Here is a 12,365-nt window from a genome sequence, read left to right on the forward strand (position 1 = left end):
CCAACCACGGTCATGCGTTGGTCGGTATTCAGCCCAACGGACCCAGGTAGTCCAACTTCCCGACAGGGAGGCCGTTATGACGCAGGATGTTCTGCGCAGTCGTTACGTGGAAATAGAAATTGGGCAGGGCAAATTTCAGCATGTATCCTGCGCCGTCCAAGGTAACTTTCCGCGGGCCAGCGGAAAGTGTGACCTCCTTTGTTTCGCTACCGTCGAGCGCGGACAGATCCAGGCCTTCGAGAAACGCAACAGTCTTGGCAATGCGCTCGCGCAATTCGGCAAATGTTTTCTCCTCATCGGCAAACTTCGGAATTTCGACGGTCGTCAACCTGCCGATAGTCGCCTTTGCGGTGTCGCTTGCACGCTGTATCTGGCCGGCGAAAGGCAGCATGTCTGGCGCGAGACGGGCATTGACGAATACCGTTGGATCGATTTTCTTCTCGGCTGCATAGGCTTCGGCTTTTTCAATCAAGGATGAAAGCACCGCGAAGCCGCGTATGAATGCCGGGATCGAAATTTCGTGCATGGACAGTGACATGGGTGTGCTCCTTGACGAGGGTGGGGCCGGATGGCGAGGTCCAGAACGTCTTTGCAACATCCCAGGATCACCCGCAGATACGCCGCGGCTGCGTCGTTTCAAGGGTAGAGCCGCCAATTGGTGCAATAATTGTTCAGGCATCAGTCTTCCAGGACGTTCACGAGAGTGATTGTTCAGACCTTGCGCAATTGCGGATCATGCAAAATCGTCAGATTGCTATCCGCATGGACGATGCGGTTGCGTCCCTGGCTCTTTGCGGCATAAAGGCATTTGTCCGCTGCGACGAGCGCTGCTTCGAGCGATTGCCCCGGTTCGTGAATCGATATGCCGACGCTCACTGTAACGTCGAGATCGCCGATCTGCAGCGTTTTCGATATATCGCGAACGCCGCGCAATATCCTCCGCGACAACCGGTCCGCCTCCTCCAGATCGGCATCTCTCAAGAAGATCGCAAACTCCTCGCCGCCAAAGCGTGCGGCGAAATCCCAGTCGCCGATGGTGGAGCGAATGAGACCGCCGATTTCCTGAAGGACGCTGTCACCCACAGCATGTCCATGGCGGTCGTTGATGGATTTGAAATGATCGGCGTCGATGTAGAGGAGGGCCCCGGCACTCCTTTCAGGGTCGCACAATGTGATTTGCCGCTGAGCCTGCAGATAGAATTCATTGCGGTTGTAAAGGCCGGTGAGCCCATCCCTGCGAGAGGCAACATCAAGCTGCATCGCCGATTTCTTCAATCGGAAGTTGAGGCCGACAAGGAAAGCGCCCAGCGGGACGCTCACGATCACGACGATGAAAGTTGTCACTGCGAGAACGATGACGAGGCGATCGAGCCCAATCAGCAGGAAAAAGAAGACTGCCAGGACGTCCGAGGCCATGACCGCCATGCCGACCATGATCGCGATTTGTTTTATCGGCGTATAATCGCCAAACTTGGACATCCAGAAATCGTAGGTCGTCATTGCCTTCGCCGCACAGGGTTGGTCAGATCACGGCAACAATCATCCGAAAGCGGTGAAGAAAGCTCTGTGCAAACATCGTAAATTTTAACGGTCGTTGAGATTGGCGGGATCGATTCGTTCTACATGGTCGTCAACATGACGGAACATCCAAGTTTTAGGCGGCCGGCTCTCGATAATTTTATGTATTTGCAGGCGCTTTCCGCGGGTGTTTCAACATCCCTGTGCATTTAGGCGCACCAACTGGGACAAAGCGTTGCATTTCCGCCACAATGTGTTGCATGAGTGCCACGTCGTTGGGATAGCATAAACAATGCTGATATCGAACTCGGTGAATCTGTTTGGAAGTTCAGGGTCCGGCGCTGGAAGCGGCGGAGCGCAGAGGTTTTATTCGCGGATCGGCATTGCAGTCGTCGTCCTCGCGTTGCTTACGACAGGCACCACGTTCTTCATCCTGACCGGCATGACGCCCATTCGTCCCGGCAGCCAGATGACCTTGGTGCTCACCAGCATCATTGCCATCCTGATCCTTGCTTTGATCGGCCTGATAGGGCGGGAGATATATCGCATTGCCCAAGCGAGGAATCGCGGGAAGGCAGCGTCTAGGCTCCATGTCCGACTCGTGGTGCTGTTTTCGCTGGTGGCGGCGGTTCCGGCGCTGATCGTCGCGATCGTCGCCTCGATTACGCTCGATCTTGGACTCGATCGCTGGTTCGAGATGCGCACGACAACGATCGTGAACTCGTCGATCAGTCTCGCCAACTCCTACATTCAGGAAAGCGCTCGCAATTTGCAGGGCACGGCGCTGGAAATGGTCAATGATCTCGACAGTCAAAGAACGCTCTACAATCTGGATCGCAGCGGTTTCGCACGATTATTGACACAACAGACTCTGGGTAGGGGCCTGCTCGGTGCAGCCTTGATCCGTTCCAACGGAGATGTCGCTATTCGAGCCGACATCAAGACCGATGTCAGTATCCCGGCGGTGTCAAAGTCGGTTCTGGATACAGCGGCCGATGGCAAGCCTGTGCTGATACCGCCGGAACAGACCAATCTGCTGAGTGCCGTCATCAAGATGCGCGAGATACCGGGACTGTTCCTGTATGCGGTCCGGCCGGTCGATGCGGATATACTGAGTTCCAGTCGAGTCATGGAAGAAAGAGCCGCCGAGGAGCAAAAGGCCGACGACGGCGGAATCACAACGAAAATTCTTTTCGCGTTGTTATATTTCGGTCTTACCCTGACCCTGCTGCTATCGGCAATATGGACCGGCATCGCCGTTGCCGATCGGCTTGTCCGCCCCATCCGGTTGTTGATCGGCGCGGCAGACAATGTCGCGACCGGCAATCTTGATGTTTCTGTTCCGGTGCATCGTTCCGATGGTGATGTTGGTTCCCTGTCACAGACATTCAACACGATGGTTCGTCAATTGGGCAGCCAACGCCGCGAGCTTGTTGCCGCCAAGGATCAGATCGACGAGCGCAGGCGGTTTTCTGAGGCCGTCCTGTCTGGCGTGACTGCGGGCGTGATCAGCGTTAATGGCGACGGCGTTATAGGCATTATCAATCGTTCTGCCGAGGCCATGCTCTCGCTGGATCCCGCAACCGCGACGGGTAAGAACCTCACGGCGCTCGTTCCCGAGATAGGTTTGGTCTTCGAGGTGGCTCATGCGACGGGCCGGTCCGTCTATCGCGAGCAGGTCGCCATGTCGCGCCGCGGCAGCGCCAGGACGTTCAATGTCCAGATAACGGTCGAAGATGCCGGGTCGCTCGAGCACTCCTACGTCGTGACAGTTGACGACATCACCGACCTTGTGGAGGCACAGCGTTCTTCGGCGTGGGCCGATGTGGCGCGTCGCATCGCGCACGAGATCAAAAATCCGCTGACTCCCATCCAGCTCTCGGCCGAAAGGCTGCGCAGGCGCTACGGCAAGGTAATTACCGAAGATCGTGAGGTCTTTGAGCAATGTACCGAAACCATCATTCGCCAGGTGGGCGATATTGGCCGTATGGTGGATGAGTTTTCTTCATTCGCCCGGATGCCCAAGCCGGAGATCAAGACCGTTGATCTGCGGGAAGCGTTGCGGGAAGCGTCGTTCCTGGTCGAGGTGAGCCGGAGCGACATTCGCTTCGAGCGGGACTTTGGTGATGTGGCGCTTCTGGGCCAGTTTGATGGTCGTCTGATTGGGCAGGCCTTCGGTAATGTTATCAAGAATGCTGCGGAATCTATTGATTCCACTGTGAAAGAAGCCCATTCCGATGGGCATATCCTGATCCGCGCCCGACAGGTTGCCGATACGCTCGTGGTCGAAATTCTTGACAATGGTAAGGGCCTGCCGCGGGAACACCGCCAGCGACTGCTGGAGCCCTACATGACGACCCGCGAGAAGGGCACTGGGCTCGGACTTGCGATCGTCAAGAAGATCGTGGAGGAGCATGGCGGGCAGCTTGAGTTGCATGACGCGCCGGAGAACTTCTACGCAGGCCGTGGCGCGATGATCCGAATGATTTTTCCAACGACACAGACCGATATCCAGGTCGCTGCAAATACCGAAAAACAGGTGAAAAATGGCATCTGACATTCTTGTCGTCGACGATGAAGTCGATATTCGTGAGCTTGTCGCGGGGATCCTCAGCGATGAAGGCTATGAAGCGCGGGTCGCGTCTGACGCGGACAGCGCACTGGCCGCCATCGACGATCGAATTCCGCGCCTGATCTTTCTCGACATCTGGATGCAGGGCAGCAGGCTGGATGGTTTGGCCTTGCTGGACGAAATCAAGAGTCGCCACCCGGATGTTCCGGTCGTCATGATTTCCGGTCATGGCAATATCGAGACGGCTGTATCGGCAATCCGCCGCGGAGCCTATGATTTCATAGAAAAACCGTTCAAGGCAGATCGTTTGATATTGATTGCCGAGCGCGCGCTTGAGACGTCGAAGTTGCGGCGGGAAGTATCGGATCTGCGCAAACGATCCAGCGAGAGCTTCGAACTTCTCGGAAGCTCGCTTTCCATGAATCACCTGCGCCAGACCATAGAGCGTGTCGCACCGACCAACAGCCGTATCATGATCACGGGGCCGTCGGGTGCAGGCAAGGAACTGACTGCCCGCGCCATTCATGCCTTGTCGGCGCGCGCCAAGGGCCCGTTCGTGAACCTGAATGCCGCGACAATCACTCCGGAACGCATGGAGATCGAACTGTTCGGCACCGAGTCGGACGGCGGCGAGCGCAAGGTCGGTGCGCTGGAAGAAGCCCATGGTGGCATTCTTTACCTCAACGAAATTGCTGACATGCCGCGCGAAACCCAGAACAAGATCCTGCGCGTGCTGGTCGATCAGCAGTTTGAACGGGTAGGGGGTACCAAGCGGGTGAAGGTGGACGTCCGCATCATCTCGTCCACAGCCCAGAACCTTGAAGCAATGATCGCCGAAGGGCGTTTTCGTGAAGACCTCTTCCATCGGCTGGCCGTCGTTCCTGTCATCGTGCCCCCATTGGCCGATCGCCGCGACGACATACCGGCACTCGTCGAATTTTTCATGGGTCAGATAGCCGACCAGGCGGGCATCAAGCCGCGCAAGATCGGGCCGGATGCCATGGCCGTCCTGCAATCCCATTCGTGGCCGGGCAATATCCGGCAGTTGCGCAACAACATCGAGCGCCTGATCATTCTTGCGCGAAGCGATGACCCGGAAACGGTGATCACTGCGGATCTGCTGCCGGCCGAGATTGGCGATACCTTGCCCAAGCCGCCAACGGAATCAGACCAGCACATCATGGCGCTGCCCTTGCGCGAGGCGCGGGAGCGATTTGAGAAGGAATATCTGATTGCACAGATCAATCGTTTCGGCGGCAATATCTCACGAACAGCAGAGTTTGTTGGCATGGAAAGATCGGCATTGCACCGCAAGCTGAAATCCCTGGGTGTCTGATTCTTGAGCTTGGTCTGGGATAGGCCAAGGTCCTGGTGTCAAACTGCCTGGCGTTTTTCCGCTACAGTGTTATCCCGTATTTCCAATAGCGAGACGTGACCAACCATGAAACTGCAACTCCTGCGCAATGCAACGCTAAAGCTCGATTATGCCGGATTGACAATCCTCATCGATCCCGATTTCGGACCAAAGCACAGTCGCACATCCTTTACCGGGCGCTCGCCCAATCCAATGACCGACCTTCCGGCGTCGACGGATGAAATACTCGGCGGGGTCGAGCTTGTCCTGGTGTCGCATCTTCATGCGGACCACTTTGATCAAATGGCTCAGGATATCATTCCCAAACATCTTCCACTCATTTGCCAGCCCGGAGACGAGGACAAGATAAGATCGTTTGGTTTTACCGATGTTACGCCATTGAACGATGAACTGACGGTCGACGGCATCCTGATCACGCGCCGCGAAGGCAATCATGGTTCGGGTCCGGTTCTTGAGAAGATGGGCCATGTCATGGGCTTCAGCATCGAAGCCGAGGGCGAGCCTTCCATCTATTGGGCCGGTGATACCATTCTCTATCCGGCTGTTCGCGACACGATCACAACCACCCGGCCAGACATCATCATCACCCATTCATGCGGCGCAAAATGGGATGACATCCACATCGTGATGGATGCTGAACAGACAGTGGAAGTCTGCCGTATTGCTCCAGGTCATGCCAAGGTCATTGCGACACATATGGAAGCGCTCGACCATGCCACCGTGTCGCGTCACGACCTGCAGGTCTATGCGAATGCTCACGACATCGCTAAGCATAGACTTATAATTCCCGATGATGGAGAGACGCTCCATCGCACAGCTGCCAAATCATGAGATAACCCATGCCAAAAACATACGCTTTCGTCGGCAATCTGAATCGCAACGCCATACCCGGAGAGGGAAAGGGTATCAGCGTCTTCCAGCTCGACGATCATTCCGGTGATCTGACGCTTGTCAGCGAATATCTCGCAATCGACAATCCGGGCTATCTGGCCATCGATGAAAAGCGCAAGCGGCTCTATGCTGCCGTAGAAATTCCCGCCTGGAACGAAAACATGGCGGTCGCCTTCGATATCGATCCTGCAACTGGCGCCTTGTCCTACATCAACATGCAGCCGACACTGGGCAACACCACGTGTCATCTTGGCTTCGACCAGTCAGGCGGGCTGATCTTTGCCTCCAATTACACAGTAGCGGAACTTGGAGCTCATCCGGGAAATGCCGTTGCTGCATTCCGCGTCCGCAGCAATGGCGGCCTCGACCCTGCCTTTGCTGCGGCGATCCACGAGGGCCCACATGCGGCCCTGCCAACAAACCGGCGGCAGCATGGTCACTGCGCTGTGGTTAGCCCGGATAATCGCTATGTCTTCGTCTGCGATCTCGGGCTCGACCGTATCATGGCATACAATCTGCCGAAGCAGGGCGAAGGCCTAACGCTTGCGCCCGAACCGTTCACGCAGTTGCCGGAGGGGGCAGGTCCGCGGCACATGACGTTCGACCAGAGCGGCAAAAATGCCTACGTTATCAATGAATTGAATTCTACTGTTTCAGTGCTTCATTATCATCCAGAAAGCGCGAAGTTTACGATTTCCCAGACCTTGCCGACCCTGCCGGACGGGTTCAGCGACACCAATACTTGTGCCGAGATTGCATTGAGTGCTGATGGCCGTTTCCTTTACGGTTCCAACCGCGGTCACAACAGCATTGTCCGTTATGCCGTTTCAGAATCAGGTGCGCTTTCTCTGCTGGGCTGGACGCCGTCTCAGGGCATCTGCCCGCGCAACTTCACGATCGATCCTTCAGGCAAGTTCATGCTGGTGGCCAACCAGAAGGGCGGCGGCGTTGCCATTTTCAAGCGCGACATCGAGACCGGTGTGCTTGAGGACACAGGCAAACGCGTGGCTCTGCAATCCCCCATGCGCATCGTGTTCGGCACGTTCGCTTAAGGAGAAGGCCATGTCCCGCATCGCCTACGTCAACGGACGATACGTTCCGCACGCGGAAGCCGGAATCCACATAGAGGATCGCGGTTATCAATTTGCCGACGGCGTCTATGAAGTGTGCGAGATCGCACGTGGCAACATCATGGACATGACCCGCCATCTCGACCGGCTTGGCCGCTCGCTAACGGAACTGAAAATCCTGTGGCCGATGGACCGCAAGGCTCTCATAGCGGTGATCAAGGAGGTTGTGCGCCGAAACAGGGTTCGCAATGGCCTCGTCTACCTGCAGGTCACGCGCGGCGTCGCCAGGCGCGACCATGTATTTCCATCGGCTGATACCCCGGCATCGATCGTCATCACCGCCAAGCGCACTGACCCTCAGGCCTCGGCCGCCAGGGCGGCCAAGGGTATCAAGGTCATCACCGTGCCGGAAAACCGCTGGGAGCGTGTCGACATAAAGTCGATCGGACTGTTGCCAAACGTACTTGCCCGCCAGGCAGCGAAGGAGCAGGGGGCTCAGGAAGCCTGGTTCGTTGATCCGGATGGCACGGTCAAGGAGGGGGCCGCCACCAATGCTTGGATTGTCACCAAGGATGGCGTTCTGGTAACCCGGCCGGCAGAGAGCGGAATCTTGCGCGGCATCACCCGCACCACAATCTTCGATGTCGCAAAAAAGTTGGGATTGAAGGTCGAGGAACGGGGCTTTTCAGTGGATGAAGCCAGGAAAGCCAAGGAAGTTTTTATGACCGCGGCAACGACTGTCGTCATGCCAATCGTTGCGATTGATGGCGAATCGGTGGCAAATGGGCATCCTGGAGCGACTACACTTTCCTTGCGCGAAGCGTTTTTTGACATTGCGGAAAAAACGCCATCCTGTTAACCGGAGAGTGAGGGGACTAACAGAACGGTATTTTCACCTCCTGCTGAAGCAGAGAACATTTGCTTCCGCTGCAGAATTTTGTATGAGACACGTTTGCTGATCGCATAAAAGGACAAAAAAATGGCTGAACGATCGCAGAATCTTCAAGATCTTTTTCTGAATTCGGTCAGAAAACAGAAGATTTCTCTGACAATTTTCCTCATTAATGGTGTGAAACTGACTGGAATTGTCACGTCGTTCGACAATTTTTGTGTGCTTTTACGCCGTGACGGCCATTCGCAGCTCGTCTATAAACATGCTATCTCGACCATCATGCCGAGCCAGCCCGTGCAGATGTTTGAAGTAGAAGAGACTGACTGAGATTACTTTTGACCAGAGAAACCACGCGCAACGCACCAAATACTGGCGGAATTGCCGATAACGGCACTACCGCCAGGGAAGCTACGCGCGCTGTAGTCATTGTCCCGGTCTTGCCCCAGCGTTTCGCCGAGGGCGGCAAGAGTGACGCGAACAATCGTTCGAAGTTCCAGCATGAGTTTCAGCGCAGCGACGACGCCCGGCTTGAAGAAGCGGAGGGGCTGGCGCGGGCCATCGATCTCGACATCGTCCATTCCGATATTGTGCAGGTTTCCGCGCCGCGTCCGGCCACCTTGCTCGGCACCGGCAAGGTAGAAAGCATTGCCGATATCATCAAGGCTTCCCATGCGGAACTCGTGATCGTCGACCACTCCTTGACGCCGGTGCAGCAGCGCAATCTGGAAAAGGAGTGGAACGCGAAAGTTCTTGACCGAACCGGGCTTATCCTGGAAATCTTCGGCCGCCGCGCCCAGACGAAAGAGGGCGCCCTCCAGGTCGAACTCGCCCACCTGACCTATCAGAAGGGCCGGCTGGTACGCAGCTGGACCCACCTGGAGCGCCAGCGCGGTGGCGGTGGCTTCCTGGGCGGTCCCGGTGAAACGCAGATCGAAGCCGACAGGCGCGCCCTGCAGGAGAAAATCCTGCGCATCAAGCGCGAGCTTGAGACCGTCGTACGCACGCGCACATTGCATCGCGCCAAGCGCAAGAAGGTACCGCATCCGGTCGTTGCTCTCGTAGGCTATACCAATGCGGGTAAATCCACGCTTTTCAATCGCCTGACTGGAGCTGGCGTCATAGCCGAAGACATGCTCTTCGCTACGCTCGACCCGACGCTTCGCCGTATCAAACTCGAACATGGTGAGACGATCATCCTCTCGGATACTGTTGGTTTCATTTCCAACCTGCCGACCCATCTGGTCGCTGCCTTTCGCGCAACGCTAGAAGAGGTTGTCGAGGCCGATCTTATCCTGCACGTGCGCGATATTTCGGATCCGGACACCGCCGCACAGGCGGAAGACGTCCATGCGATCATGACAAGCCTCGGTATCGAACGCGGTGATTCGAAGCGTATCATCGAGGTCTGGAACAAGATCGATCTCCTGGATGATGCCGGCCGCGAGGCAACGCAACGCTTGAGCGCGGCGGCAACTGGCAACGAACATCCAATTCCGGTCTCGGCGATAACGGGCGAGGGCGTGGATGCCCTGCTGAAGGAAATCGAGGATCGAATCGCGGGCAAGCTGACGAAGGTCAAGGTAACGCTGCAGCACAACCAGATGCGTCTCATGGACTGGATCTATCAGCATTCCAGCAATGTGAAACGCAAGGATCTCGATGATGGATCTATTGTCCTGACGATGGACATGACAGTGGGCTCCCAGGCCATGCTCGACGAGAAGATGGTGAGTGCCGGCAACAGGTAGTCCGGGCGAGGGTGTTTGCAAAATTGCACCCCGCGATAATGTTTATTTCATGAACTGAACGGTTCTCCGGGAGCTTGGCTTGGTAGCAGCGTTGAACAGCTACCTTTTGCGAACAGGAAATCCAGTTTGAAGCCCTAGCACCTGCAAATTGCAGGCATTGTTCAGCCCATTATTTGGCAGTCTTGGCTTCCTGCCAGAGCTCTTCCATTTCCTCGAGCGACGCTCCGTGCAGCGAGCGTTCCTGTTCATTCAGCTTGCGCTCGATGTAGTGGAAGCGCTTGCGGAATTTCTCGTTCGTGCCGCGCAGTGCGCTCTCCGGCTCGAGTTTGAGGTGGCGGCCTAGGTTGACGATTGCAAAGAGCAGGTCGCCATACTCTTCCTCCGTATCTTTATGGTCGCCGCCAGCGATCGCCTGTTTCAATTCGCCGATTTCTTCCTCGATCTTGTCGAGAATTGGCGCTGCTTCAGACCAGTCGAAACCGACCTTGGCGGCCTTCTGCTGCAGCTTCAGCGCCCGCATAAGGGCTGGAAAGCCATGGGGAATGTCATCGAGAAAGCCATCCGCTTCGGCTAGTCCGAGATTGAGTGCGGCGCGACGCTCGCGGCGCTCGGCCTTTTCTTCTGCCTTGATCTTGTCCCACATGCCCTTGGCCATGCCAGCGCCCCGGGCAGCGTCTTCGCCGAAGACGTGCGGATGGCGGCGGATCATCTTGTGGGTGATGGCCTGAACGACGTCACCAAAATCGAAAGACTTTTGCTCTTCGGCCATGCGGGCGTGGAAGACGACCTGCAGCAGAAGGTCGCCAAGTTCCTCGCGCAGATCGTCTATATCGTTTCGCTCGATGGCATCGATGACTTCGAACGCTTCCTCAAGCGTATAGGGAGCAATCGATTTGAAATTCTGCTCCAGATCCCAGGGACACCCCGTTACGGGCGTCCGCAGAGCAGCCATGATGTCAAGCAGGCGGGATATGTCGCGGGCGGGTTTCATGGTTCAACAATAAGCCAAGTTGGAAAGGCCGAACATGATTGACAGCCTGGGCTTCGATGATTGTCCACAACATCTCAACACGCAAGCCGCGCGTAGCGTGGCTCGCCCAGGTAAGGAACTGTAGCTACCCGTCCTTCGGGATGCGGGCGATGACCTTGATCTCAAAGTCGAAACCGGCAAGCCAGTTCACGCCAATCGCGGTCCAGTTCGGGTAGGGCGCCTGGCTGAACATCTGTTTCTTGATCTCCATGACGGTCTCGAACTGGTTTTCTGGATCAGTGTGGAATGTCGTTATGTCAATAATGTCGTCGAAGGAGCAACCTCCCGCTTCGAGCGTTGCCCGCAGATTGTCGAAAGCAAGCTGAACCTGCTGGCGGAAATCAGGTTCGGGGGAGCCGTCGGGACGGCTGCCGACCTGTCCGGAAACGAACAGTAAGTCATCGGATCGTATCGCTGCCGAATAGGCATGTGCCTCGTAGAGGGCGTGCCTACCCTTGGGAAAGATAGCGTCGCGTTGGGTCATAGCTTGATCTCTTTCATTCTCTTCGTATTGCATCCGAAGCGCCGAAGCGCGGGCTTTGGATGCTCTTCACAAATAGCCGTACATTCTGATATACGTCACGTATGTAAATATCATATACAGTGCGTATGTCAAATTCATATACGCCGTGTATGTCAACGGTCCTATAGGAATTGCCATGAAACGTCTGCAGATGATGGAGCAGAACCGCGCCAAGTTGATCGCGGCAGCGCGCAAGGCGTTTGCCGACAAGGGATATGCGGCCGCTTCGATGGACGAATTCACGGCTGCCGCCGGCCTGACGCGGGGCGCGCTCTACCATAATTTTGGTGACAAGCGCGGGCTTCTTGCCGCGGTTGTGGATCAAATCGATTCCGAAATGGCAGCGCGGGCGCAGGCAATCGGGGCGAAGGCAAATGACGATTGGCTGGGCCTGCTGGCTGAGGGCGCGGCCTATATCGAAATGGCGCTCGATCCGGAGGTACAGCGCATCGTTCTGCTCGATGGGCCAGCGGTTCTTGGCGATCCGTCGCAATGGCCGAGCCAAAGCAGCTGCCTGCAGGCTACGACGCGAACAGTGGACCGGCTCATCTCGGATGGCGTTTTCAAGCCAGTCGATCCGGAAGCTGCTGCGCGGCTTCTCAACGGGGCTGCACTCAACGCTGCGCTGTGGATCGCTGCCAGTAGCAATCCGCAAGAGGTTTTGCCGAAGGCAATCGGCGCTTTCCAATCCTTGGCGACCGGATTTCTGAAGAACCCAATCTGACTTTGGTGCCAGGGCGGAATGT

The 12,365-nt window shown here is 56.4% G+C and carries 12 protein-coding genes; 8 read left to right on the plus strand and 4 right to left on the minus strand.

Annotated features, from left to right (window positions below):
- Positions 1-28: 28 nt before the first annotated feature.
- Both K9U38_RS08660 and K9U38_RS08665 read right to left on the minus strand, forming a co-directional pair.
- Positions 29-538: a DUF1993 domain-containing protein gene (locus K9U38_RS08660; protein ID WP_224493947.1), complete on the minus strand. Its 510-nt coding sequence runs from the start codon at positions 536-538 to the stop codon at positions 29-31.
- Between the two features lie 173 nt (positions 539-711).
- Positions 712-1,500: a GGDEF domain-containing protein gene (locus K9U38_RS08665; RefSeq protein WP_224493948.1), complete on the minus strand. Its 789-nt coding sequence runs from the start codon at positions 1,498-1,500 to the stop codon at positions 712-714.
- Positions 1,501-1,810: 310 nt separating this feature from the next.
- Between K9U38_RS08665 and K9U38_RS08670 the strand changes: the two genes are divergently transcribed.
- From K9U38_RS08670 to hflX, 7 genes are all read left to right on the plus strand, one after another.
- A complete protein-coding gene (locus K9U38_RS08670; protein WP_224493949.1) occupies positions 1,811-4,075 on the plus strand; it encodes a sensor histidine kinase NtrY-like in 2,265 nt (754 codons plus the stop codon).
- The gene (gene ntrX, locus K9U38_RS08675; protein ID WP_224493950.1) at positions 4,065-5,426 is read left to right on the plus strand and encodes a nitrogen assimilation response regulator NtrX; all 1,362 of its coding nucleotides are present in this window, start codon (positions 4,065-4,067) and stop codon (positions 5,424-5,426) included. Before K9U38_RS08670 ends, ntrX begins: the two co-directional genes overlap by 11 nt.
- Positions 5,427-5,531: 105 nt before the next feature.
- On the plus strand, positions 5,532-6,296 hold the full coding sequence (locus K9U38_RS08680) for an MBL fold metallo-hydrolase (RefSeq protein ID WP_224493951.1): 765 nt from the start codon (positions 5,532-5,534) through the stop codon (positions 6,294-6,296).
- 8 nt (positions 6,297-6,304) lie between these two features.
- Positions 6,305-7,408 carry a lactonase family protein gene (locus tag K9U38_RS08685; protein ID WP_224493952.1) on the plus strand — a complete coding sequence of 368 codons (1,104 nt, stop codon included), beginning with the start codon at positions 6,305-6,307 and terminating at the stop codon, positions 7,406-7,408.
- A 10-nt stretch (positions 7,409-7,418) separates the two neighbouring features.
- Positions 7,419-8,285, plus strand: coding sequence for a D-amino-acid transaminase (locus K9U38_RS08690; RefSeq protein ID WP_224493953.1), 867 nt, complete (start codon positions 7,419-7,421; stop codon positions 8,283-8,285).
- A 120-nt stretch (positions 8,286-8,405) separates the two neighbouring features.
- Positions 8,406-8,645: an RNA chaperone Hfq gene (gene hfq, locus K9U38_RS08695; protein WP_106710642.1), complete on the plus strand. Its 240-nt coding sequence runs from the start codon at positions 8,406-8,408 to the stop codon at positions 8,643-8,645.
- An 8-nt stretch (positions 8,646-8,653) separates the two neighbouring features.
- Positions 8,654-10,066: a GTPase HflX gene (hflX, locus tag K9U38_RS08700; RefSeq protein WP_255607067.1), complete on the plus strand. Its 1,413-nt coding sequence runs from the start codon at positions 8,654-8,656 to the stop codon at positions 10,064-10,066.
- A gap of 169 nt (positions 10,067-10,235) precedes the next feature.
- On the opposite strand, the gene mazG is transcribed toward hflX, so the two are convergent.
- Positions 10,236-11,057 carry a nucleoside triphosphate pyrophosphohydrolase gene (mazG, locus tag K9U38_RS08705; RefSeq protein WP_224493954.1) on the minus strand — a complete coding sequence of 274 codons (822 nt, stop codon included), beginning with the start codon at positions 11,055-11,057 and terminating at the stop codon, positions 10,236-10,238.
- Positions 11,058-11,181: 124 nt separating this feature from the next.
- Positions 11,182-11,580 carry a RidA family protein gene (locus K9U38_RS08710; RefSeq protein WP_224493955.1) on the minus strand — a complete coding sequence of 133 codons (399 nt, stop codon included), beginning with the start codon at positions 11,578-11,580 and terminating at the stop codon, positions 11,182-11,184.
- A gap of 175 nt (positions 11,581-11,755) precedes the next feature.
- Here K9U38_RS08710 and K9U38_RS08715 point away from each other — a divergent pair, with 175 nt between their 5' ends.
- Positions 11,756-12,343: a TetR/AcrR family transcriptional regulator gene (locus tag K9U38_RS08715; RefSeq protein ID WP_255607068.1), complete on the plus strand. Its 588-nt coding sequence runs from the start codon at positions 11,756-11,758 to the stop codon at positions 12,341-12,343.
- Positions 12,344-12,365: the final 22 nt, after the last annotated feature.

Origin of the sequence: Phyllobacterium lublinensis, from assembly GCF_020164435.1 — a bacterium.
GTDB classification, from domain to species: Bacteria; Pseudomonadota; Alphaproteobacteria; order Rhizobiales; family Rhizobiaceae; genus Phyllobacterium; species Phyllobacterium lublinensis.

What these genes read in the sequence shown, in the direction of transcription:
- mazG (WP_224493954.1), bottom strand. Translation starts at nt 11,057, where the DNA reads ATGAAACCCGCCCGCGACATATCCCGCCTGCTTGACATCATGGCTGCT.
- K9U38_RS08660 (WP_224493947.1), bottom strand. Translation starts at nt 538, where the DNA reads ATGTCACTGTCCATGCACGAAATTTCGATCCCGGCATTCATACGCGGC.
- hfq (WP_106710642.1), top strand. Translation starts at nt 8,406, where the DNA reads ATGGCTGAACGATCGCAGAATCTTCAAGATCTTTTTCTGAATTCGGTC.
- K9U38_RS08680 (WP_224493951.1), top strand. Translation starts at nt 5,532, where the DNA reads ATGAAACTGCAACTCCTGCGCAATGCAACGCTAAAGCTCGATTATGCC.
- K9U38_RS08665 (WP_224493948.1), bottom strand. Translation starts at nt 1,500, where the DNA reads ATGACGACCTACGATTTCTGGATGTCCAAGTTTGGCGATTATACGCCG.
- K9U38_RS08710 (WP_224493955.1), bottom strand. Translation starts at nt 11,580, where the DNA reads ATGACCCAACGCGACGCTATCTTTCCCAAGGGTAGGCACGCCCTCTAC.
- K9U38_RS08670 (WP_224493949.1), top strand. Translation starts at nt 1,811, where the DNA reads ATGCTGATATCGAACTCGGTGAATCTGTTTGGAAGTTCAGGGTCCGGC.
- K9U38_RS08690 (WP_224493953.1), top strand. Translation starts at nt 7,419, where the DNA reads ATGTCCCGCATCGCCTACGTCAACGGACGATACGTTCCGCACGCGGAA.
- K9U38_RS08685 (WP_224493952.1), top strand. Translation starts at nt 6,305, where the DNA reads ATGCCAAAAACATACGCTTTCGTCGGCAATCTGAATCGCAACGCCATA.
- K9U38_RS08715 (WP_255607068.1), top strand. Translation starts at nt 11,756, where the DNA reads ATGAAACGTCTGCAGATGATGGAGCAGAACCGCGCCAAGTTGATCGCG.
- ntrX (WP_224493950.1), top strand. Translation starts at nt 4,065, where the DNA reads ATGGCATCTGACATTCTTGTCGTCGACGATGAAGTCGATATTCGTGAG.